This is a genomic window from Noviherbaspirillum sp. L7-7A (assembly GCF_019052805.1).
Taxonomy (GTDB): domain Bacteria; phylum Pseudomonadota; class Gammaproteobacteria; order Burkholderiales; family Burkholderiaceae_D; genus Noviherbaspirillum_A.
In genome coordinates, this window is the sequence record NZ_JAHQRJ010000002.1 from 45,523 (window position 1) to 66,913 (window position 21,391).

A 21,391-nucleotide genomic window follows, 5' to 3' on the forward strand; every position below is an offset into this window, starting at 1 on the left:
GGTGCATGAGACGGCTACGCGCTTGTTGCAGGCGCTGCCTCGCGCCTGTTTGACGCACTCGCAGGAGGCTTTGCTGCACCGCCTGCTGCTTCGCCATTGGCGTGGATCAGGTACTGGCCCGGGTCGCCCTTCAGCCAGAGCGGATGGCGGCCCCGGCCAGTCCATGTCCTGCCCGATGTCGGATCCTGGTATTTCGGCGACGCACTACCATTACCCGCGGCTGTACGCTTGACCCTGCCGGCTGGCCCGGACGTCCTTGCGCTGCCGGTATCTGCGGCCTTGCGTCCTCTCCTGGCCGGTGCATGGACGCTGCCTGCCTTGGATGCAGCCGATGTACTGGCTGTCTGGCCGGGTTTTCTGCCGCGCCTGGGCGGCTTGCCGATCGCGGCCGGCGCGCCGAGCAACGGGCCTGCTTCCTTCGTCGCCTGATATTGTGCCTGCAGGCCGTCCCGTGAAACGCTGACAGCGTCGATCTGCTGCAGTGCCTTTTCCAGTTCCGCCACCTGATGCGCCCACAGATTCAGTACGCTGCGCGCATGCTCGAGGTCTGCTTGGAGTAACGCCCTTGCCGATGCGAGGTTGCTGATCATGACTCCTCCTTATTAGGCGCCGGCTTTTGCCACGATTAACTGCGGCTTCTCATGAATCGCCTGTGCGCAGTGCAAAGTCTGCACGAATGCAAGAAAAATGGCCACGCATTTAGCGCAAGCAATATGCAAGACTTGCTTTCGGGCGCATTTCCAGGGCATGGCTCGTGCCCGCCGCTGCGGTACTGCTTGTAGCATGCATGAGCCTCGTTGCGAGGTCAGCCGGCAAGCAGTTCATTGCAGAGGTCAGTCCCGGCGTAACGGCGCAGCTTTTCTGATCCACGCCAAATCCGGTCAAACTCGTCTATTGACACTGGCATGTTGGGCGAGCAGCCTTGGCTCGCTCCACATTCTTCTATCAGATGACATTCCGCTTCTTTTCATGCGAGGACATCATGCTGGAAACACTACATCCCGACCCGAGCTTTCATCCATCGCCGCGGCTGGCGATGGAGGCTGAACCTGAACATCTTGCCTATACCGTGCTGCTGTCGCCGGACAGGTCACAGCCGGACGCCCTGGCCGTGATCGATGTCGACACGCAGTCAGGCAGCTATGGCACCGTCATCAGCCGCCTGGCCATGCCCAACACCGGCGATGAATTCCACCATTTCGGCTGGAATGCCTGCAGCTCGGCGCTTTCCCCGCTGTCCGGCCATGCCTTCCTACAGCGCAGGTATCTGATCATTCCCGGCATCCATTCGTCGCGCGTTTACATCGTCGACACCCAGCCCGATCCGAGGAACCCCAGGCTGGTTAAAACCATCGAGCCCGAGGAGCTGATGCGCAAGACCGGCTATTCGCGTCCCCATACCGTGCATTGCGGACCGGAGGGTATCTACATCAGCACGCTGGGCGGCGCAGGCGTCGATGGCACCGAAGGGCCGCCGGGCGTGTTCATCATGGACTGCGAAACCTTCGAAATACTGGGCCGCTGGGAGATCGACCGCGGGCCGCAGAAGCTGCATTACGACTTCTGGTGGAACCTGCCACGCGACTACATGGTATCGAGCGAATGGGGCCTGCCGCCGCAGTTCGAAAACGGCATCGTGCCGGAAGACCTTCTGGCCAACAAGTATGGCCACGCAGTGCATTTCTGGAACCTGCGCGAGCGCCGGCATGTGCAGACCATCGACCTCGGCGCCAACCACCAGATGGCGCTGGAGATCCGGCCAGCGCATGACCCCACCCGCGAGTACGGCTTTCTGGGCGTGGTGGTCGACACCACCAACCTGGAAGGATCGATCTGGACCTGGTATCGCGAGAACGGCAAGTTCCAGATCAGGAAGACGGCCACGGTGCCGCCCGAGGCGGCCGACCCGGCGCAGCTGCCGCCACTGCTGAAGGGCTTCGGCGCGGTGCCACCGCTCATCAGCGATATCGACCTCTCCCTCGACGACCGCTTCCTGTACGTTGCCTGCTGGGGCACCGGCGAGCTGCGGCAATACGACGTCACCGATCCGATGAAGCCGGTGCTGGCAGGCAGCGTGCGCATCGGTGGCATCGTGCAGCGGGGAAGCCATCCGAATGGCAAGCCCTTTGGCGGCGGACCGCAGATGACCGAGATCAGCCGTGACGGCAAGCGGGTGTATTTCACCAACTCGCTCTATAGCAGCTGGGACAAGCAGTTCTATCCGGACGGCATCGGCGGCGCTCAGGTGATGTGCCATGTGGGCGCGAACGGCGGTATCGAACTCGATCCGCACTTCCATGTGGACTTCGGCCCGCACTACGCCGCGCATCAGATCCGGCTGCAGGGCGGCGACTGCTCGACCGATTCCTTCTGCTATCCATCGGCTTGAACAGCACCACGGCGCTCTGGCTGACCATCATCGCGCTCGGTTTGTACCATGGCCTCAATCCCGCGATGGGCTGGCCGCTTGCGGTGGCCAATGCAATGGCGGACCGCCGCGCCCGGTCCCTGTTCGCCACGCTGCTGCCGCTGAGCGGCGGACACCTGATGGCCATGGCGGTGGTGCTGGCGCCGCTGGCCTGGCTGGGCTGGTATGTGCAATACGGCCGCGCCATCCGGATCGGTGCCGGCCTAGCGCTGCTGCTGCTGGGCCTGTTCAAGCTGTTCTGGCGGCGACATCCGCGGGCGCTGGCGCGCATCCCGCCGACCCGGCTTGCATGGTGGTCCTTCCTGATGGCCACTGCCCATGGCGCCGGCCTGATGCTGGCGCCCTTCATGCTGGGCCTTTGCGTGGCAACAGGGCCGGCGCCGGGCGCGGCCGGAATGGGCCATGCCGCGGTGATGAACTACACGGCGCGCTCGACGCTGGGCATCGCGGCGCTGGTCACCGCCGTCCATACCCTGGCCGGCTTCGTCGCTGCCATTGGCATGGCCTGGCTGGTATATCGCTACCTCGGCCTGCGCTTTCTGCGGCAGGCCTGGCTGAACCTGGATCTGGTGTGGGGGGCCAGCCTAGCAGTGGCCGGCGCTGCCGGCATCGCGCTGGCAATATGACGCCGTCGTGCATCGATGCGCCGCGGTGCTTGTATCATGCGCCGATAAGACCTACATGGAGATAGCCGGAAATGAACGAGCAGATGACATCGGAACAGCAGGGCGATGCCGCGGCGGATGCTGACGCCATCCTTTCCTGCATGCAGGAAGCGGTGGTGTATTCGGATCTGAAAGGCATCATCAGGCTATGGAACAAGGGCGCGGAGCATGTCTTCGGGTTCACGGCGGAAGAGGCGGTCGGGCAGAGCGTGGACATCATCATCCCGGAAAAGCTGAGGAAGGCGCACTGGGCCGGTTTCAACAAGGCGGTCGAGCATGGCGACATCCTGTCTGCGCCCGGCTCGCGCATGACGCGGGCGCTGAAGAAGAATGGCGATGCGCTGTATGTCGACATGAGCTTTGCCATGGTCAGGAACCAAGCCGGCGAAATGATAGGCTCGCTGGCCGTAGCGCGCGATGCCACTGCCCGTTACATGGCCGAGCGCGCAGCCAGAGTGGCTGCCTCGGGTGCAACGCCCGCGGCCTAGGCAGGCAAGGCGGCCGGGATTGCGCCCGCGGCCGCGTCGCCGGCATGCGCCGGATCAGGCCGGCGCTGCCACCATGCCTTCGCCGTGCATGCCGGCTTGCGTCGTCTCGTGCAGCGCCTGCTCGGTTTCCAGGGCCTGCGCCACTTCCTTTACCTTCACGTAGCGGTACTGGTTGTTAACCGGATAAAGCCGGACAGTGCCGGACTTGATCAGGCTGGTAACCCGCCCGGGAGATACGCGCAACTTGCGGGCCGCCGAGGTCGGATTGTTCAGACCCAGCGCAGCGGCCCGGTGCTCCTTCCATTGCGCCGAGTCTTCTGACTGGTCCAGCCGCACCAGCAAGCGATCCAGCAGGGAATCCGACTGCCTGTTTGCAAAAATCGATTTATAGACTGCGGTCATTACTGCCCTTCTTCTGTTTCCGATGCCAGGCAAGGCATGCTGGGGCCGGGCCTGGCGTGGCTTCGGGTCAAGATTCTACTGGGCTGGTCAGGGCCTGTCTGTCTTGCATATGCAACGTCGTCGGCTTGACAGAACGCCACCTGTCTTGACTGAAATCTTCCTGGCCGGAAGCCGGTAGACAGGGAAAGAAGCAACCTGCTTCAGAATCCCTCTGGCGCTGCCGTTAATAAATTCTGACCAAGGAAAAGGACCATCGAATGGACGTCACCGGCATTGCAAAATTGTCTACGGCACTGACAACGGCCAAGACCAGCGAGGAGGTCGGCACGACGGTGCTGAAGAAGGCGCTCGACCTGTCGGCTTCCACCGCCTCGGCGCTGATTGCCGCGGCAGCGCCCGCTCCCACACCAGTCGCGCGGCAGCCAGCCCATGTTGGGCAGAACATCGACACTACCGCCTGACCTTCCGGCATACCGACAGTCCCAGAACGGCGCCTTGCCGCATCCATTGCGGCAAGGTGCCGTTTTCGCTGGGCCGGCCTGAAATGCCGCCAAATATGGCTGCCCGTCCGCCAGCGCCGAACGGGATGGCGCGCTAAACAGTGGTACATCGTGAAAACTTCGTGCATAATATGGAATGTGTCTTATGTCTTATAGAAGACTTAATTAAAGATAAAGATTTGATCGCGCCGCAAGGCCGGTCTGCCCACCACGTTCCACCGTGCTCCGCCAGTGGGTCAGGTGAGCAGACATGGTGCGCCGACCGCAAGCCTGCGCAGGCGATGATTTGCAGAAAACGACTCCCCAGAACCTTCGCCACATTCCAAGGAAAAAGCGCATGAGCAGCGATCCGACCATCATCTACACGCTAACCGACGAGGCGCCCCTGCTGGCGACCCACGCCTTCCTGCCTGTCGTCAGCACCTTCGCCAAGCCGGCCGGCATCCGCATCGAGCAGAGCGACATCTCGGTTGCTGCCCGCATCCTGGGCAATTTCGCCGACTACCTGAAGCCCGAGCAGCGCGTACCCGACACCCTGGCCGAACTCGGCAAGAAGACGCTGGAGCCGGATGCCAACATCATCAAGCTGCCCAACATCAGCGCATCGATGCCGCAGCTGCTGGCCGCGATCAAGGAACTGCAGGAAAAGGGCTACAACCTGCCTGACTACCCGGTCGACCCCAAGACCGACGAAGAAAAAGCGATCAAGGCACGCTACGGCAAGTGCATCGGCTCAGCGGTCAACCCGGTCCTGCGCGAAGGCAATTCCGACCGCCGCGCGCCGCGCGCCGTGAAGGAATATGCACGCAAGAACCCGCATTCGATGGCAGAATGGTCGCAGGCATCGCGCACCCATGTGTCGCACATGCATGACGGCGACTTCTACCATGGCGAGAAGTCCATGACCCTGGACCGCGCGCGCGACGTGAAGATGGAAATCCTCACCAAGAGCGGCAAGACCATCGTCCTGAAGCCCAAGGTATCGCTGCTCGAAGGCGAGATCATCGACTCGATGTTCATGAGCTACAAGGCGCTGTGCGACTTCTATGAGCGCCAGATTGACGATGCTTATAAGTCCGGCGTGATGTTCTCGCTGCACGTGAAGGCCACCATGATGAAGGTGTCGCATCCGATCGTGTTCGGCCACTGCGTGCGCATCTTCTACAAACAGGCATTCGAGAAGCACCGCGAGCTGTTCGACAGCCTCGGCGTGAATGTCGACAACGGCATGGTCGACCTGTACAACAAGATCGCCAAGCTGCCCGACTCGCAGCGCGAGGAAGTCATGCGCGACATCCACGCTTGCCACGAGAACCGGCCCGAACTGGCGATGGTGGATTCGGCCAAGGGCATCACCAACTTTCATTCGCCCAGCGACGTGATCGTCGACGCCTCGATGCCGGCAATGATCCGCGCCGGCGGCAAGATGTACGGCGCCGACGGCCGCCTGAAGGAAGTCAAGGCGGTGATCCCGGAAAGCACCTTCGCCCGCATCTACCAGGAAATTATCAACTTCTGCAAATGGCATGGCGCATTCGACCCGCGCACCATGGGCACCGTGCCCAACGTGGGCCTGATGGCGCAGCAGGCGGAAGAATACGGCTCGCACGACAAGACCTTCGAGATCCCCGAAGACGGCGTGGCCAACATCACCGATCTCGCCACCGGGGAAGTGCTGCTGTCGCAGAACGTGGAGAAGGGCGACATCTGGCGCATGTGCCAGGTCAAGGACGCGCCGATCCGCGACTGGGTCAAGCTGGCCGTTACCCGTTGCCGCAACTCGGGCATGCCCGCCGTGTTCTGGCTGGACCCGTACCGTCCCCACGAGAACGAACTGATCAAGAAGGTCCGTACCTACCTGAAGGATCACGACACTACCGGCCTGGACATCCAGATCATGTCGCAGGTGCGCGCGATGCGTTACACCCTGGAGCGCGTAATGCGCGGCCTGGACACCATCTCCGTGACCGGCAACATCCTACGCGACTACCTGACCGACCTATTCCCGATCATGGAACTGGGCACCAGCGCGAAGATGCTTTCCATCGTGCCGCTGATGGCGGGCGGCGGCCTGTATGAAACCGGTGCCGGCGGCTCCGCGCCCAAGCATGTGCAGCAGCTGGTACAGGAAAACCATCTGCGCTGGGATTCGCTGGGCGAGTTCCTGGCGCTGGCGGTGAGCTTCGAAGACCTCGGCATCAAGACTGGCAATGCCCGCGCCAAGATCCTGGCCAAGACGCTCGACGCTGCCACCGGGAAGCTGCTGGACAACCGCAAATCGCCTTCGCCCAAGACCGGCGAGCTCGACAACCGCGGCAGCCAGTTCTACCTGTCGATGTACTGGGCACAGGAATTAGCCGCGCAGACCGAAGATGCCGAACTGGCCGCCTACTTCGCGCCGCTGGCCAAGCAACTGACCGAGAACGAGCAGAAGATCGTAGCCGAGCTGCTGGAAGTGCAGGGCAAGCCGGCGGACATCGGCGGCTATTACAAGGCTGACGAAGCCAAGGTGAAAGCCGTGATGCGCCCGAGCGCCACCTTCAACGCGGCGCTGGACACCCTCGGCGCCTGATGAAGCAAACGGCGCGCCGCCAGGCGCGCCGGTGCCGGGGCGATCCTTCCTTGCTCTGACTGATCACAGCGAATTACGGGGTTCGGTGGAATGCTCCTTCGGGGTATTCCACTCTACGATCGCGACGGACGGCAGTTGCTTTAACAGCGGCCCTTGCCGTGAAATTCCCTTGAGCGCGCCGTGACGGCGTTGCCTGAAGCGAATAAGGTGCGGCGTCTTTCGTAAGGTGGAATACCCCGAAGGAGCATTCCACATTGGTCGATCAAGCAAAGGCGTTGCATTTATCTGTCGTTCTAAAGCTAAAATCAACATCCAAATCGCCAGTACTGCCGTGCCTTGCCGGGTGACGCAAGGCGATTGCACCGCCGTGGAGACAAGCCGGGAGTCCATCCCGGCGGCCGGGTTATGTTTTTGCTCTGCCAAAAAAGTAGCTAAAAAGCGGCCCCAATGATCGCGCCCTGCTGACGCAGGGTTCTCTTGTCAGCGGTACCCGGAGCGGGGCGCGGCTAAACTTGCTCCACTTCGGTGCGCTCAGACAGACCCGCACCTTTTCCCGCTCCGGGCATCGCTGACACGGCGCGCTCAACGGGACTTCACTGCAACGGCAACTATCGCTGCGCGTAAGTCAAAACCAACAGCACTGGCAAAATGGATGAACTGCCCTTCGGTGCATTTCACTCGTTGGCTGACGCCGCATTATTGCTCGAGCCAGGCAGCGCCCAGCAAATCGCTGCAAACCCTCCGACAAAACGCAATGCGCCCGGCGCACTGTCTTCCGTGGCCGGCAAGGAGGGCGGCACGGTGGCCTGGGATGCTGGCGAGAATGAACGCAACGCTTCCTGATCGGTGGCCCGGGCCTCACGCGCGCCGGCTCATACCTTTCGTGCGCGTGCGGCGCCGTCGTACCAGTCGTTTTCCAGCGGCCCCTGCACAGCGCGGTCGCGTACCTTCAGCAGCGTGAACATGCCACCCATGCCGATCGGCCCGTACGGTCCCTGGCCGCTCATCATCGGCAGGGTATTGTCGGGCATGGGCATGCGCATGGAGGCCATCTCGTGCATGCCATTAGTCCCCATCGGCATGTAGCCCGGCACCATGCTGCGCAGGGTGGCATGGGCTTCGCCGGCATCCGTGCCCAGCATGGTCGGCACGCCGTGGCCCATTGCATTCATCGCATGATGCGACTTGTGGCAATGCAGCGCCCAGTCGCCGGCTTCCTCAGCAATGAACTCGATTACCCGCATCTGTCCTGGCGCGACATCCACCGTTACCTCGGGCCAGCGCGCCGATTTCGGCACCCAGCCGCCGTCGGTACCGGTCACTTCAAAGCTGTGCCCATGCAGGTGGATGGGATGGCTGTCCATACTCAGGTTGCCGATGCGGATGCGCACCCGTTCACCGCGCAGCGCAAACAGCGTTTCGATGCCGGGAAACACCCGGCTGTTCCAGGTCCAGGTATTGAAGTCGGTCATGGTGCCCACCCGCGGCACCAAGGTGCCGGGCTGGATGTCGTAGGCATTGATGACGAAGGCATAGTCCCGGTCCACCCGCATCGTCCTTGCGTCCTTCGGATGCACCACGATGCAGCCCATCATGCCCATGGCCATCTGCATCATATCGTCGGCATGCGGGTGGTACATGAAGCTGCCCGAGCGGCGCGCCATGAACTCATACTGCCATGTGTCGCCGGGCGCAATCGCCGCCTGGGTGACGCCGGCCACGCCATCCATGCCGTTCGGCACCGGCATGCCATGCCAGTGCACTGTGGTCGGCTCCGGCAGCTGGTTGGTGACGAAGATGCGCACCCGCTCGCCCTCGATCATTTCCAGCGTCGGTCCCGGGGACCGGCCGTTGTAGCCCCACAGCTTGGCCTTCATGCCGGGCGCGATCTCCTGCGCCACGGGCTGGGCCACGAGATGGAATTCCCTTGCGCCGTCGCGCAGGCGAAACGGCAGCGACCAGCCATTGAGCGTCGTCACAGGCCTCACGCCGAGCATAGCAAGCGGCGGTCGCTGCATGCCGGCGGGTGCCATCGAAGGAGGCGGCAGGTCCGCCTGTGCAGCCGGTGATATGGCATGGGCGCCAATTAGTGTGGCGCTGCCCTGCAGGAATTGTCGTCTGGATATCATGGCTCAGTGGTCTCCCGCATGGGGCAGGGCAATGCGTGCCGGGCTCATCGCGACCGCTGCCGGCGCAGCCAGCTTGCCCATGCCGGCCAGTGCCTGCTGCAGGTCCACTTCGGCAAGCCAGAATTCACGCTGCGCCGCCGCGCAGCGTGCGCCGGCGTCGATATGCGTCGCGGTGCCGGCAATAAGTTCGAACACGCCTGTCAGCATGCCGTTGTAGCGCCGGCCCTGTTCCTCCGCAATGCGCTGTGCCAGGGGCAGCATCACGTCGCAGGCATGGCGTGCCAGCTCAAGCCGCGAGCGATAAGCTATCCAGGCGCCGCGCACTTCGGCGCGGGCGCGCAGCGCGGTGGAGTCCAGCATGGCCTGGTGCGCTTCATGCAGGGCGGGTTGGGCGGTCCCGGCCTCGTGGCGGGCAACGGCTGCGCGCACTGCCTGCATGTCTGCCCGCTGCGATACCGCGATCGCTTCCAAGCCTTCGGCGTTGACGCCCGATGGCGGAAGGTCGGGGAGCCGGTCGGGGAGCCGGATTTTTTCGATTGACATGCCCCAGATGCCGGTACGGTACTGCAACTGTTCCCGCAGCAGCCGGGCGTTGGCATCGCGCTGCGCCTTCAGCGCCATCGTCTGCGCATGCAGCTGCTGCGCCTTGAGCAGGTCCAGCGCGGCGGCGCTGCCGACCTGGCGCATGGTTCTGGCAAGCTCCTGGCCGGCGCCGGACAGCCTGACCGCCTCGTTCGCGTGGCGCAAGGCCTGCCTTGCTGCGATGGCCCGGACCCAGTCGCGCCGCGTGGCGAAGACCCAGTCGCCAATGACATCCGCCGCTGCGGTCTGGATATCGGTATCGGATGGCGCCTCGCCCGGCCTTGTCGCTGCAAGAACTTGCTGCGAGCGCAGCGCAGACGCCGCCAGCCAGCTGACGAGATGGATGGTCAGCGTGCGTTCGACCTTGCTTTCCGCCGCGCCATAGGATCGTGCCGCATCCGTTCCGGGCGCTGGCGTGTAGGCTAAGCGCAGCCGGCTTGCGGCATCGATATGCAGCGCGGCGAAGTGCGGCGTCAGGGCCGGATGCAGCAGGGCCAGCTCGGCAGCCGCTTCCTGGCTCAGCGGCTGCGCAAGGAGACGGTCCTGGCGCTCCCGCAGGGCTGCAGCGGACTGGCTGGCAATCTGGTTCGGCACGGAAGCGCCGCCGCTGGATGGCGGCAACGAAGCGCAGCCGGCCAGGGCCGCAAGAGCAGTCGCCGGCAGCAGCCTGGCGACAGAAGTAAGGCGCCGCTTCATGGCTTGAACACCGCCGTCACCAGCATGTCCGGGCCTGCTGGCGCGATGGCGACGCCAACCCGTTCGCCCTCGCGCAGCTGGCGGAGCACAGCCGCGCTGGCCGCCCTGAACTGCATGGTCATCGCCGGCATGTGCAGGCGCGCTATCGGTCCATGCTCCAGCAGCACTTCACCAGTGCGCCGGTTGACCGACAACACCCGGGCAAGGGTATCGGCCTGCGCCGCCCCGGCGTTGTGTTGCGCGCTCTGGCGCACCGCCACCACGCCCCAGGGCAAGGCAGGCGGGTCGGCTGCCGGCATTCTGGCAAGGCCGCTGTCGTACTCCAGCAGCGCCGTGGCGGCCGCCGGATTGGCGGGGCCGCCTTCGCTGGCGCTGTCGGCCGCCGCCGGCGGGCACAGCAGCCACAGCGCCAGCAGGGCACGCGCGCTGGCGGAGTGGCGCATGGCCTGGTCCCGTTGCATCAGGGCTGCACGATTGCCCGGGCCGGACCGGTCAGGTCAAGGATATGCATGCCGGAGTTGGCGCGGTCCACCGCGTAGATGTAGCCGCGGTCGTCGGTTTCGACGTTGTTCGTCTGGATGGCGACCTTGCAGCGATCGGCGCCGTCGACCTTGATGCAGCGCTTGTCGGTATTGGGCGTGACAGCCGGGATGTAATAGCCAACTTCCCTGGGGGACCAGGGGTCGCGGATGTCGACGGCCCGGATGCCGGCATTGAAGTAGGCCAGGAAGATCAGCTTCTTGTGATACTTCGAGGTCATGTTCTCGTTTGACGAGTGGCTGCCGAAACGGCCCCCGCGCGAGCAGAAGTTGCCGTTGGCTTCCGGCACCTGGAAGTTCGATACGCCCCATGGCTTGGTCTCGGTGGTGATATCGACCATGTACATCATCTGCCGGTTTTCCTGGCATTCATTGCGCAGCGACTCATTGACCACCAGCAGCATGTCGCGGGTGCGGCCTTCCTTGTTCTTCGCAAATTCCGGAATGTCCATGCCCAGCAGGGGCAGCGTGGTATGCGCGCCCAGGCGTGGCGAGGTATAGAAGGTCGTGATGACCGGATAAGTGAGGTTCTCGTCGGTGGGCTCGAACGGGTCCTTGGCGGACGGGTTCCCGCGCAAGAGCTTTTCACGGTCGATGATCTGGATCACGCCATTGAGGAAGGTGTTGTAGCCGAAGTAGATACGGCTGCCGAGCCGGATCGGCCCATGCATGTCGTAATCGGCGCCGCGCAGCGAGTCGGGCGAGCCGGGCTGCTGGCCGACCAGACCGAAATTGCGGATGAAGCGCGGCTTGGCCGGATCGCTCAGATCATAGACCTGGGTCATGCGCCGGGTCTTCCAGCCCGGAGCGCCGGAAATCAGGTAGGCAATGCCGGTGTCGCATTCCCAGAAGTTCTTGTGGGTGTCGCGCAGGTTGCCGGTGATGCGCGATACCAGGCTGGGCTTTTCTGGCGCCGATACATCCCAGATCTCATGCGCGCTGCCGCCGAAGGTGCGCAGCATGTAGACCTTGCCCTGCTCGGCATGGGGCAGGGTCTTGCCGCTGCAGACCCTCACCATCTGCGCGCCGCCGGCTTCGCCTTCGCCTTCCTCGCCGGGAAGATGGGTGAGGTAGCGTGGCGCCTTCGGATCGGTCACGTCGACGATGGAGGTGCCGTTGTATTCGTCCTTGCCAGTGAGCGGATTGGGCTGCTTGCCGCCATGGTGGCCGACATAGGCGATCCAGCGGTCTCCCTGCTGCTGTATGGTGGGCTGGTAGGCGGTGCGGGCCTGCAGGTCATTGTGGCCGAGCAGTTGCATGTTGCTGGCTTCTTCCTTCTCCTGCGCATGTACGCTGGCGCATGCCAAAAGCGATGCTGCGCAGGTGAGCGAGGCGGCGAAGAGTTTCGGGAATGTGGCGCTTGTTCCGGATTTCACGTCTGTCTCCTGATGATTATTCATGGTTGAAAACCGGAAGACATGCGATCGATACGGATGAGGCGCAGGCTCCAGGCGCAGCCATCCATGTCCCGGCGCTACCTGGCGCGCTCCCGGCTGCTCGACTGCACCGGGCGCTGCCATTGCGTCAGGCGTTCTTCGACGCCCGTACGCATTACTGCCTTCATGCTTCGAACCCGGCCCGGCCTATTCGACCTTGCCGATCTTCTGCACCACGTCCGCCATCTTGCGTGCATCCGCATTCAAGTAGGTCTGGAACTCGGGCGCATCCATATACATGATGGAGCTGCCGGAGCCGTTGATGGCGGCATTAACCGCCGGATCGTCGGCAGCCTTGTGCGCCGCCGCCCGAAGCTTTTCCACTACCGCGTCCGGCGTGCCGGCCGGCACGAACAGGCCGGCCCATTGCGCATACTCCAGCGGGTAGCCGGCCTGCTTCAGGGTCGGCACGCCGGGCAGGGAAGCCAGCGGTCCTTCGCCCCAGTGGGCAAGCGCCTTGAGCTTGCCAGCCTTGATCTGCTGCAGCACGCTGGCCGGGCCGGTGGCCACCGCGTCGACTTGGCCGCTCAAGAGCGCCACCAGCGCCGGGCCGGCGCCGGTATAGGGCACATGCAGCATGCGGAAGTCGGCCCGGGACTTGAGCATTTCCATTGGCACATGCATGGTGCCGTAGTTGCCCGACGACGCGAAGCTGAACTTGCCAGGCTTGCTCTTCATGTCGGCGACGAATTCCTGCAGGTTCTTCCATGGCGCATCGCTGCGCACCACCAGCACCACCGGGTCGGCGGTGAAGCGGGCGATGGGCTTCAGTTGCGACAGCTGAAACAGCGAGGTCTTGCCATTGACCTTGTCCGCTTCCGGGATGGTGGTCATCGATGCCAGCGACATCAGCACGGTGTAGCCGTCGGGCGGCGCCTTGGCCACGGCCGCCATGCCGATTGCGCCGCCAGCGCCGGCCTTGTTCTCGACGATCACCGACTGCTTCAGCTCGCGCGCCATGGCCTGCGCCACCGGCCTGCCCACCGTATCGGCCACGCCGCCAGGCGGAAACGGCACCACCATGGTGATGGGTTTGGCCGGCCAGTTATCCTGGGCCACCACAATGGTCGGAAGGGCTGCCATCAGCGCGGCGCCCGCCGCGGTCAGAAAACTCAGTCGTGCTGCAAACTTGTACATTGTTTGTCTCCATTGATGTTCTTATGCGACGCAGCCCCGTCCGCCATCGGGCGCGGCGGGGCTGCCATTTCTATCGGACGGAAGACCTGTCGGCCGCCCGCCTTATTCCATGCGGTTGACCAGCGTGCCAATGCCTTCAATCTCCAGGCGCATTTCGTCGCCCGGCTTCAGGAACTTTGGCGGCGTGAAGCCAATGCCCACGCCTGCGGCGGTACCGGTGGCGATCACATCGCCGGCTTCCAGCGTCATGCCGGCCGACAGCACTTCGATGATGGTCGGGATGTCGAAGATCAGGTCGCCGGTGTTGGCGTTCTGGCGCAGTTCGCCGTTGATCCAGGTCTTCAGCTGCAGGTTTTCCGGCTCGATCTCATCCGAAGTCACAATCACCGGGCCCATCGGGCAGAAGGTGTCGAGCGCCTTGCCGAGGAACCACTGGCGTGCCTTCTTCTGCAGGTCGCGCGCGGTGATGTCGTTGACGATGGTGTAGCCCCAGACATGCTTGTAGGCGTCGGCCTTCTTAATGCCGAGGCCGCCGCTGCCGATGATTACGGTCAGCTCATTCTCATAGTCGACTTCCTGGGTGGCCTGCTGATGGCACTTCACCGCGTCGTTCGGGCCGACAATGGTCGATGCCGGCTTGGTGAACACCGACGGCAGCGGCGAGATGTCTTCCTTGGAGCCGTCGAAGCCGGACTTGTTGAATTCCTTCGCATGCTCGTGATAGTTCTTGCCGACCATGAAGAGATTGCGGCGCGGCGTCGACAGCGGCGCCAGGATCCGGATGCCTTCCAGCGGCTTGCCTTCGCCGCTGGTCTTCAGTTGCGTGGCCGGCTCGGGCACGGCGCGGATCAGGTCGACCATGTCGCCGTTGAAGCCCGACAGCGCATCGGCCACCGGCCAGTAGCGCGACAGCTCGCGGTCGACGATGGCAACGGTGGGAACGCCGTTCAGTTCTATGGTCGCAAAACGCATGCTCACTCTCCTTGATGCAAATTGGTTTTAAGATGAACCAAGTTAAACCAAGGACCGACCAATGTCAACCCGTGAAATCGCCTTTCAGTACAAGCCAATAAACGATTGCTTGCCCGCATTGGATCAACAGCATTAGCAATTGAGCTGATTCAACAGGCAATTGGTTTATAATTTCAACCATTTCCAGGAGGGCGCATGTACTCGTCAGACACCTTGCATGAATTCCGTCATTTCCTGCTGGACGAGCTGCGTTCAGGCCGGCTGCATGGCGGCGACCGCCTGCCGACCGAGCGCGAGCTGTCCGAGACATGGCATATCGGGCGCAGCGTAGTGCGGCGGGTGCTGTCGGAGCTCAAGGAGCAGGGCCTGATCACCCAGGTGGTGGGCAGCGGCACCTATGTCAGCGCCGATGCCAGCGAGAAGCTGCAGGCCGGCGCTGCCCAGGTCACCGCGATGGAGACCAGCCCGGCCGAACTGATGGAAGTGCGGGTGCTGCTCGAGCCGGTCGTGATGCAGCTGGCCATCCGCCATGCCACGCCGGCCGACTTCATGAAGATGGAGGAATGCTGCGCCCGTGCCGAAGCGGCGCGGACCCTGAAGGAATTCGAGCACTGGGACGGCGCGTTGCATCAGACGATTGCGGACGCCACGCACAACAACTTCGCCCGCAGCATGTTCCAGCTGATGAACAGCGTGCGTGAGCAGGGCGATTGGGGCGTGCTGAAAAAGCGCAGCGTGACGCCGGAGCGGCGTGCCATCTATGAAAAGGAGCACCGCGACCTGGTGGCCGCGCTGAAGGCGCGCGATGCCGAAGCGGCGCGCGAACTGATGGAAGCGCACCTCGTGCAGGTCCGGCGAAACATGTTCGGCTATTGAGGCTGGCCGCATGCGGGCAAGGACGCCCCGTTTGGGGCATTGCTTGCCCTATACTTCCGGCCTCAGGAGAGATCATGGCCAAAACCATTCCACCGCTGAATCCATTGCGGGTATTCGAAGCTGTTGCGCGACTCGGCAGCTTCACACGCGGCGCTGACGAGCTGCATGTGAGCCAGTCCGCCGTGAGCCGGCAGATCTCGCTGCTGGAAGACTATCTGCAGGTGAAGCTGTTCAACCGGGAGCAGCGCGGCATCAGCCTGACCGACGCCGGCCGGCGCTATCAGCAAGAAGTCAGCCCGGCATTTGCCCGGATTGCCGCCGCGACCCAGGACCTGCTGGCCAACAACCGCAGCGGGCCGCTACGGGTACGCGCCTACACTACCTTTGCCGCCAAGTGGCTGATGCGCCGGCTGCCGCTGTTCCAGCAGGCGCATCCGGAGATCGACGTACGCTTGAGCACCGATGTCGCTCCGGCGGACTTTGCCAGCGATGAGATCGACCTCGCGATCCAGTTTGGCGACGGCAACTGGCCCGAGCTGCAATGCGAGCGCCTGCTGGGCGACCGCATCACGCCGGTCTGCAGCCCGGCCCTGCTCAATAGGCCCGGTGCGCCACTGCAGACCCTGGACGACCTGAAGCATCATCGACTGCTGCATTCGCATTACCGCAGTAATGACTGGCCCTACTGGTTCAAAGCGGTGGGACGACCGGACTTGACCGAGCATCGGGACAGCATGGTGTTTTCCAGTTCGATCCTGACGTATCAGGCTGCGGTGGAAGGGCTGGGGGTGGCAATCGGGCAGATCAGCCTTCTGGACCAGGAGCTGGAAAGCGGCGCGCTGGTGTGCCCGTTCGAGACGGTGACGCGGCCTGGATTCGCCTATTACCTGCTGCTGCCGCGGCGGGATACGATGCCGGCCAAGGTGGGGGTGTTTCGGGAATGGCTGCTAGATGAGACGCGGCGGGCGGGTACATGACCCAATGAGGTTGCCATGACCATTGCTGTCAGCGTGGCGTTTCAACCCCGGTTAAGCGGGCCGTGTTGGAGATACGCCGAGCGGTCAAAATGTCGCTTTTGTAGGCTGGAATACCCCAAAGGGGCATTGCACCATTGGCCGATCAGGAAAGTCGGTCGACGATCCGATCCCGGTTTGCGAACGGCGGTGCAATGCGCTTCGGCTATTGCACCCTTGTATTGTTCCATCAGCGCGTAGCCCGTAGCCTGGGTTGAGCGCAGTGAAACCCGGGTGCAAGCACAACTGCAACTGCTGTGGAATGCCCCTTCGGGGTATTCCACCCTACCACTACAGCCGGTGCCACGCCTGTCCCTGGCCCGGCCAACATCGCGACGTCGGACTGATCCTGGCCTCGGGCCAGGATGATATGCCACGTAACCAGGCGGGCTCTTACGCCAGCTTCACCAGCGCATCCACCGCCACCACGCCCTCGCCGGCGACGCGCACGATCAAGGGATTGATCTCCGCCTCCGCCACCTTCAGGTCCGGCAGCAGCGCCAGCCCGGAAAGCGCAACGATGGCCTGGGCCAACGCGTCGAGGTCGCCGGCCGGCTTGCCGCGGTAGCCGGCAAGGGCCTGCAATGCCTTGACCTCGCCGATCATTTCCCGCGCGGTGTCCATATCCACCGGCGCTAGCCGCATGCTGCGGTCGCGATAGATCTCGGTCAGCACGCCGCCGGCGGCCAGCATCACCAGCGGACCGACCTGGGCATCGAGCCGGTAGCCTATCAACACTTCGCCCACGCCACGCACCATGCTCTGCGCCAGGATGCGCTCGACCGTGGTGCCAGGCCGGCGCGCTGCGACCTCGGTGGAAATGGTTTTCATGGCTTGCAGCAGGCCGACATGGTCCTGTATGCCCAGCACCACGCCGCCGACGTCGGTCTTGTGAGCGATGTCGGCATGCAGCACCTTGGCCGCCAGCGGATAGGCCAGGCCATGTACGGCGTACGTGTCGGCGGCAGCAATCGCGGCGACCGGCGCATGGGCAACGCCAATGCGCTCCAGCAGACCATAAGCCTGCAGTTCATCCAGCATGCGCGGTGTGGCATCCGCCTGCGTGGGCGTGGCCTGCGCCCGCGGCGCGCGGCGTGCAAAGGCGGCGGCGATGGCATCGGCGCAGGCTTCGGGCGTACGGAAATTGGGCACGCCGGCGGCCGACAGCAGCGCCAGCGCCTGCGGCGCTTCCGGCACCAGGAAGGCCACCAGCGGCTTGAGTCCGTCCCTGCTGTCGACGATGGGACGTACCGCTAGGTCGGGATGGTAGCGAGCAGAGGAGCCAGCCACCGCCACGATCAGGTCGAACTCCGGCGCGGCCGACATCACGTCGATCGCCGCCTTCATCACTTCATAGCGGGTGCCGGCCAGCGTCAGGTCGACGATGGCGCCATGGCCCACTTTCACGCCGGCCTCGGCGAGCCGGGCGAAGGTCTCGCCGGACGGGGTCTCGACATGCACGCCGCGCATGCCAAGCTGGTCCACTACCATGGCCGCACCGCCGCCGGTGGTGGTGATCACGCCCACCCGTGGCGACTTGCGATGGACCAGCGGCATACGCGCCATCAGCGGCAGGCATTCAATGAATGCTTCCAAGGTTTCGACCCGGGCTATGCCGCAGTCCTTGAGGAAGGTGTCGGCTACATCGTCCTCGCCGGCCAGTGCGCCGGTATGGGACACCGCCAGTTCCGCCGCGGCCGCCGAGCGGCCCAGCTTGTAGGCCGCTACCGGCTTGCCGCGCGCGGCGGCGGCCAGCGCGAACTCGCGCAGCCGGTCGCCCTTGCGTATGGTCTCCAGGAACAGCAGGTAGCCGGTAATGTCCGGGTCGTCCAGCGTGGCAAGGCAGATCTCGCCGATGCCAAGGTCGGCCTCATTGCCCACCGAGACCAGGCCGGCAAAGCCGATGCCGCGCTCCTTGCCGCGCGATACCAGCGCGCCGATCATGCTGCCGCTGTGCGAGGCCACGAAGATGCCGCCCGGCGGCAGTTCCGGCTCGGCGAAGGCGGCATTGGCGGTGATCATGCAGCGCCGGTGCACGTTCACCACGCCCAGGCTATTCGGCCCCACCACCCGGATGCCGGTGCGAGCGCAGATGGCGCGCAGCTGCTCCTCGCGCGCCAGGCCTTCCGGTCCGGCTTCGGAAAAGCCGTTGGCCAGGATGCTAGCAACCCGGATGCCGGCAGCCGCGCATTCCTCCAGCGCCGGCAGCACCAGATCGGTCGGCGTGACGATGTAGGCATGGTCGGGCACTTCGGGCAGCGCCGCCACGGACGGCCAGGCGCGTTCGCCAAGCACCGTGTCGCGGCGCGGATTGACCGGATAGATCGCGCCCTCAAAGCCGGCGCGGCGCAGGAACAGCACCGGGCGGCCGGAGGTCTTAGCTGGATCGTCGGAAGCGCCAATGATGGCGATGCTGCGCGGAGAGAAGAGCGCCTGTCCAAGGCTGGCGTCGGGTGTGGCGGGCATGCTGTGCTTGTCCTTCGAATCAACAATGAGCGGAGTGGGCGGAAGGCCTCCGGGCAGCTGTGAGGCAAAGCGCCGGGCCGCAGCGATTATTGCATCGGCGCTGTCGGCCGGCCATTTCCGATTTGGTATGCAGCTATGCCTTTTTGTAAAGCCAGGATCCGGCTGCCATGAGTTTTTCTCATGCAGGCTTGCATAACCGGAAATTGTCAAAGCACCGACCCGGGCGCACACTGCAGCGTAATCAGCAGCATGAAACCGACGATTGATCAACGAGGACCAGAATGAATTTCGAACTGAGTGAAGAGCACCGTGCCTTTACCGATTCCGTACGCCGCTTTGCGCAGGACAAGCTAGCGCCAGGCGCGCTGGCACGTGCCCACGACACCCGCTATCCGTGGGACGTGGCCGCCATGCTGGCCGAGCAGGGCCTACTGGGTATCGCCTTCGATGATGCCGATGGCGGCCAGGGCGGCACGCTGATGCATGCGGTCCTAGCGATCCAGGAAGTCGCGCTGGCCTGCCCGAAGAGCGCAGACATCGTCCAGGCCGGCAACTTCGGCCCGATCCGCACCTTCGTCGAATATGCCAGCGCCGGGCAGAAGGAGCGCTTCCTGCCCGACCTGCTGGCCGGCAGGAAGCTGATCGCATTGGGCATGAGCGAACCCGATGCCGGCTCGGCCGTAACCGAGCTCAAGACTAGCGCCACCGAAGACGGTGACGGCTATCTGATCAATGGCAGCAAGGTGTTTTCCACCCACAGCCCGGAAGCGGACCTGTTCCTGATCTATGTGCGCTTCGGCCCTGGCGTCGATGGCATCGGCTCGGTGCTGGTGGAACGCGGCACACCTGGCTTTACCGTTGGCGAGCCCTCATCCTTCATGAGCGGCGAGCAGTGGAGCCAGCTCTATTTCGAGAATTGCCGCATACCGCGCGCCAACGTGCTGCTGGGCCTGGGCGGCTTCAAGAAACAGATTGCGGGCTTCAATGTCGAGCGGCTGGGCAATTCCTCGCGCTCGCTGGCGCTGGGCCGCTATGCCTTCAACATTGCACGCGAACATGCGGCCACCCGCAAGCAGTTCGGCCGCCCGCTGTGCGAGTTCCAGGGCATCCAGTGGAAATTTGCGGAAATGACGATGAAGCTCGAAGCCGCGCAGCTGCTGCTGTATCGCGCCGCGCTGGAAGGCGAGCATGGCCTGCCGTCCGCGCAAAGCACCGCAATGGCCAAGCTTGCCTGCAACCAGGCCGGCTGGGACGTGGCCAATGAAGCGCTCCAGGTGCTGGGCGCCATGGGCTATAGCCAGGAAATGCTGATCGAGTATTGCGTGCGCCGCACCCGTGGCTGGATGATAGCCGGCGGCTCGATCGAGATGTTGAAGAACCGGATCGCCGAAGGCGTGTTCGGCCGGTCCTTTCCGCAGCGCGCCGCCAAGGCGGCCTGAGAGCTTGTCCTGGCTTTACAAAAAATAACGATCAAGGAGACCTTCATGAAATTCAATGCCACCCTGCGCAAGTTCGCCCTGCCGGCGATCGGCGCCGCCCTTGCCCTGCTTGCGCAGAATGCGCCAGCCCAGGACCCGGCCTGGCCCGCCAGGCCGGTTAACATGATCGTCGGCTTCTCCGCCGGCGGCACGACCGACATCATCGCCCGCATGCTGGGCGTCGAGCTGTCGAAGATATGGAACCAGTCGGTGATCGTGGAAAACCGTCCCGGCGCGGGCGGCAATATCGCCGGAGCCGCCGTGGCCAAGGCCGCGCCCGACGGCTATACCCTGTTCATGGGCTCCACCGGCCCGCTGTCGGTCAACACCAGCCTGTACAAGCGCATGCCCTTCGACCATCTGAAGGACTTCACGCCGATCTCGCTGGTGGCCGACGTGCCCAACATGCTGATCGTCAATCCGAAGACCATGCCGGCCAATAACTTCAAGGAATTCATGACGCTACTGAAGGCCAATCCGGGCAAGTACTTCTATGCCTCCACCGGCAGCGGCACCGCCTCCCACCTGGCCACCGAGCTGCTGAAGTCGCAGGCCAATGTGGAAGCGACCCATGTGCCGTACAAGGGCGCGGTCGCGCTGAATGACCTGCTGGGCGGTGACTCGGTGCACTTCATGTTCGCCACGATTCCGTCGGCGGTGCAGCATGTGCGCAGTGGCCGGCTCAAGGCGCTGGCGCTGTCGAGCAAGAAGCGTTCAACCGGCTTGCCCGACATCCCGACCGTGGCCGAATCCGGCTACCCCAATTTCGATGCCAGCTCTTGGTTCGGCCTGGTAGGACCGGCCAACATGCCGAAGGCCGTGACGGAAAAGATATCGGCCGACATTGCCCGCGTGCTGGCGATGCCCGAGATACGTGCCAAGTTCATCGAGCAGGGCGCCGAACCGGTCGGCTCGACGCCGCGTGAATTCGGCCAGTACATGAAGGACGAAACGGTGAAATGGGCAAACGTTGTCAGGATTTCCGGCGCCACCGCCGAGTAAGGGAGTAAGG

19 protein-coding genes are annotated in these 21,391 nt (G+C 63.8%); 10 read left to right on the plus strand and 9 right to left on the minus strand.

The window, feature by feature from the left end:
* Positions 1-14: 14 nt before the first annotated feature.
* Positions 15-590, minus strand: coding sequence for an H-NS family nucleoid-associated regulatory protein (locus KTQ42_RS18425; protein ID WP_217347088.1), 576 nt, complete (start codon positions 588-590; stop codon positions 15-17).
* A gap of 392 nt (positions 591-982) precedes the next feature.
* On the opposite strand from KTQ42_RS18425, the gene KTQ42_RS18430 reads away from it, so the two are divergent.
* The 3 genes from KTQ42_RS18430 to KTQ42_RS18440 all read left to right on the plus strand — a co-directional run bounded on the left by KTQ42_RS18430 (position 983) and on the right by KTQ42_RS18440 (position 3,581).
* Positions 983-2,389, plus strand: coding sequence for a selenium-binding family protein (locus KTQ42_RS18430; RefSeq protein ID WP_217347089.1), 1,407 nt, complete (start codon positions 983-985; stop codon positions 2,387-2,389).
* Positions 2,386-3,054 (plus strand): hypothetical protein, encoded by a 669-nt coding sequence (locus tag KTQ42_RS18435; protein ID WP_217347090.1) that lies wholly within the window; start codon positions 2,386-2,388, stop codon positions 3,052-3,054. The genes KTQ42_RS18430 and KTQ42_RS18435 overlap by 4 nt, the downstream gene beginning before the upstream one ends.
* Before the next feature lie 71 nt (positions 3,055-3,125).
* Entirely contained in the window at positions 3,126-3,581 is a 456-nt protein-coding gene (locus tag KTQ42_RS18440; RefSeq protein ID WP_249222982.1) for a PAS domain S-box protein, read from the plus strand.
* Positions 3,582-3,635: 54 nt separating this feature from the next.
* On the opposite strand, the gene KTQ42_RS18445 is transcribed toward KTQ42_RS18440, so the two are convergent.
* Entirely contained in the window at positions 3,636-3,983 is a 348-nt protein-coding gene (locus tag KTQ42_RS18445; RefSeq protein ID WP_217347091.1) for a hypothetical protein, read from the minus strand.
* A 281-nt stretch (positions 3,984-4,264) separates the two neighbouring features.
* Between KTQ42_RS18445 and KTQ42_RS18450 the strand changes: the two genes are divergently transcribed.
* The 3 genes from KTQ42_RS18450 to KTQ42_RS18460 all read left to right on the plus strand — a co-directional run bounded on the left by KTQ42_RS18450 (position 4,265) and on the right by KTQ42_RS18460 (position 7,898).
* A complete protein-coding gene (locus KTQ42_RS18450; RefSeq protein WP_249222983.1) occupies positions 4,265-4,444 on the plus strand; it encodes a YjfB family protein in 180 nt (59 codons plus the stop codon).
* Between the two features lie 376 nt (positions 4,445-4,820).
* Positions 4,821-7,055, plus strand: coding sequence for an NADP-dependent isocitrate dehydrogenase (locus KTQ42_RS18455; RefSeq protein ID WP_217347093.1), 2,235 nt, complete (start codon positions 4,821-4,823; stop codon positions 7,053-7,055).
* Positions 7,056-7,703: 648 nt separating this feature from the next.
* Complete coding sequence (locus KTQ42_RS18460; protein WP_217347094.1) at positions 7,704-7,898, plus strand: hypothetical protein; 195 nt, start codon at positions 7,704-7,706, stop codon at positions 7,896-7,898.
* A gap of 29 nt (positions 7,899-7,927) precedes the next feature.
* Here the strand turns inward: KTQ42_RS18460 and KTQ42_RS18465 are convergent, their stop codons facing one another.
* The 6 genes from KTQ42_RS18465 to KTQ42_RS18490 form a co-directional block, all read right to left on the minus strand.
* Positions 7,928-9,184 carry a copper oxidase gene (locus tag KTQ42_RS18465; protein ID WP_217347095.1) on the minus strand — a complete coding sequence of 419 codons (1,257 nt, stop codon included), beginning with the start codon at positions 9,182-9,184 and terminating at the stop codon, positions 7,928-7,930.
* A 3-nt stretch (positions 9,185-9,187) separates the two neighbouring features.
* On the minus strand, positions 9,188-10,462 hold the full coding sequence (locus KTQ42_RS18470) for a hypothetical protein (protein WP_217347097.1): 1,275 nt from the start codon (positions 10,460-10,462) through the stop codon (positions 9,188-9,190).
* Entirely contained in the window at positions 10,459-10,923 is a 465-nt protein-coding gene (locus tag KTQ42_RS18475) for a copper-binding protein (protein ID WP_217347098.1), read from the minus strand. Before KTQ42_RS18475 ends, KTQ42_RS18470 begins: the two co-directional genes overlap by 4 nt.
* Positions 10,923-12,377 (minus strand): hypothetical protein, encoded by a 1,455-nt coding sequence (locus KTQ42_RS18480; RefSeq protein ID WP_217347099.1) that lies wholly within the window; start codon positions 12,375-12,377, stop codon positions 10,923-10,925. The genes KTQ42_RS18475 and KTQ42_RS18480 overlap by 1 nt, the downstream gene beginning before the upstream one ends.
* 207 nt (positions 12,378-12,584) lie before the next feature.
* The gene (locus KTQ42_RS18485; protein ID WP_217347100.1) at positions 12,585-13,574 is read right to left on the minus strand and encodes a tripartite tricarboxylate transporter substrate binding protein; all 990 of its coding nucleotides are present in this window, start codon (positions 13,572-13,574) and stop codon (positions 12,585-12,587) included.
* Positions 13,575-13,676: 102 nt separating this feature from the next.
* Positions 13,677-14,546: a fumarylacetoacetate hydrolase family protein gene (locus tag KTQ42_RS18490; RefSeq protein WP_217347101.1), complete on the minus strand. Its 870-nt coding sequence runs from the start codon at positions 14,544-14,546 to the stop codon at positions 13,677-13,679.
* 195 nt (positions 14,547-14,741) lie between these two features.
* Here KTQ42_RS18490 and KTQ42_RS18495 point away from each other — a divergent pair, with 195 nt between their 5' ends.
* Both KTQ42_RS18495 and gcvA read left to right on the plus strand, forming a co-directional pair.
* Entirely contained in the window at positions 14,742-15,422 is a 681-nt protein-coding gene (locus tag KTQ42_RS18495) for an FCD domain-containing protein (protein WP_217347102.1), read from the plus strand.
* A 74-nt stretch (positions 15,423-15,496) separates the two neighbouring features.
* Entirely contained in the window at positions 15,497-16,399 is a 903-nt protein-coding gene (gcvA, locus tag KTQ42_RS18500) for a transcriptional regulator GcvA (protein WP_217347103.1), read from the plus strand.
* A gap of 429 nt (positions 16,400-16,828) precedes the next feature.
* Here the strand turns inward: gcvA and KTQ42_RS18505 are convergent, their stop codons facing one another.
* Positions 16,829-18,901, minus strand: a complete 2,073-nt coding sequence (locus tag KTQ42_RS18505; RefSeq protein WP_217347104.1) for an acetate--CoA ligase family protein — start codon at positions 18,899-18,901, stop codon at positions 16,829-16,831.
* Between the two features lie 281 nt (positions 18,902-19,182).
* Here KTQ42_RS18505 and KTQ42_RS18510 point away from each other — a divergent pair, with 281 nt between their 5' ends.
* Positions 19,183-20,340: an acyl-CoA dehydrogenase gene (locus KTQ42_RS18510; protein ID WP_217347105.1), complete on the plus strand. Its 1,158-nt coding sequence runs from the start codon at positions 19,183-19,185 to the stop codon at positions 20,338-20,340.
* A 45-nt stretch (positions 20,341-20,385) separates the two neighbouring features.
* Positions 20,386-21,381: a tripartite tricarboxylate transporter substrate binding protein gene (locus KTQ42_RS18515; RefSeq protein WP_217347106.1), complete on the plus strand. Its 996-nt coding sequence runs from the start codon at positions 20,386-20,388 to the stop codon at positions 21,379-21,381.
* Positions 21,382-21,391: the final 10 nt, after the last annotated feature.

What these genes read in the sequence shown, in the direction of transcription:
- KTQ42_RS18460 (WP_217347094.1), top strand. Translation starts at nt 7,704, where the DNA reads ATGGATGAACTGCCCTTCGGTGCATTTCACTCGTTGGCTGACGCCGCA.
- KTQ42_RS18490 (WP_217347101.1), bottom strand. Translation starts at nt 14,546, where the DNA reads ATGCGTTTTGCGACCATAGAACTGAACGGCGTTCCCACCGTTGCCATC.
- KTQ42_RS18445 (WP_217347091.1), bottom strand. Translation starts at nt 3,983, where the DNA reads ATGACCGCAGTCTATAAATCGATTTTTGCAAACAGGCAGTCGGATTCC.
- KTQ42_RS18430 (WP_217347089.1), top strand. Translation starts at nt 983, where the DNA reads ATGCTGGAAACACTACATCCCGACCCGAGCTTTCATCCATCGCCGCGG.
- KTQ42_RS18515 (WP_217347106.1), top strand. Translation starts at nt 20,386, where the DNA reads ATGAAATTCAATGCCACCCTGCGCAAGTTCGCCCTGCCGGCGATCGGC.
- KTQ42_RS18465 (WP_217347095.1), bottom strand. Translation starts at nt 9,184, where the DNA reads ATGATATCCAGACGACAATTCCTGCAGGGCAGCGCCACACTAATTGGC.
- KTQ42_RS18475 (WP_217347098.1), bottom strand. Translation starts at nt 10,923, where the DNA reads ATGCAACGGGACCAGGCCATGCGCCACTCCGCCAGCGCGCGTGCCCTG.
- KTQ42_RS18425 (WP_217347088.1), bottom strand. Translation starts at nt 590, where the DNA reads ATGATCAGCAACCTCGCATCGGCAAGGGCGTTACTCCAAGCAGACCTC.
- KTQ42_RS18505 (WP_217347104.1), bottom strand. Translation starts at nt 18,901, where the DNA reads ATGCCCGCCACACCCGACGCCAGCCTTGGACAGGCGCTCTTCTCTCCG.
- KTQ42_RS18470 (WP_217347097.1), bottom strand. Translation starts at nt 10,462, where the DNA reads ATGAAGCGGCGCCTTACTTCTGTCGCCAGGCTGCTGCCGGCGACTGCT.
- gcvA (WP_217347103.1), top strand. Translation starts at nt 15,497, where the DNA reads ATGGCCAAAACCATTCCACCGCTGAATCCATTGCGGGTATTCGAAGCT.
- KTQ42_RS18455 (WP_217347093.1), top strand. Translation starts at nt 4,821, where the DNA reads ATGAGCAGCGATCCGACCATCATCTACACGCTAACCGACGAGGCGCCC.
- KTQ42_RS18485 (WP_217347100.1), bottom strand. Translation starts at nt 13,574, where the DNA reads ATGTACAAGTTTGCAGCACGACTGAGTTTTCTGACCGCGGCGGGCGCC.
- KTQ42_RS18440 (WP_249222982.1), top strand. Translation starts at nt 3,126, where the DNA reads ATGAACGAGCAGATGACATCGGAACAGCAGGGCGATGCCGCGGCGGAT.
- KTQ42_RS18510 (WP_217347105.1), top strand. Translation starts at nt 19,183, where the DNA reads ATGAATTTCGAACTGAGTGAAGAGCACCGTGCCTTTACCGATTCCGTA.
- KTQ42_RS18495 (WP_217347102.1), top strand. Translation starts at nt 14,742, where the DNA reads ATGTACTCGTCAGACACCTTGCATGAATTCCGTCATTTCCTGCTGGAC.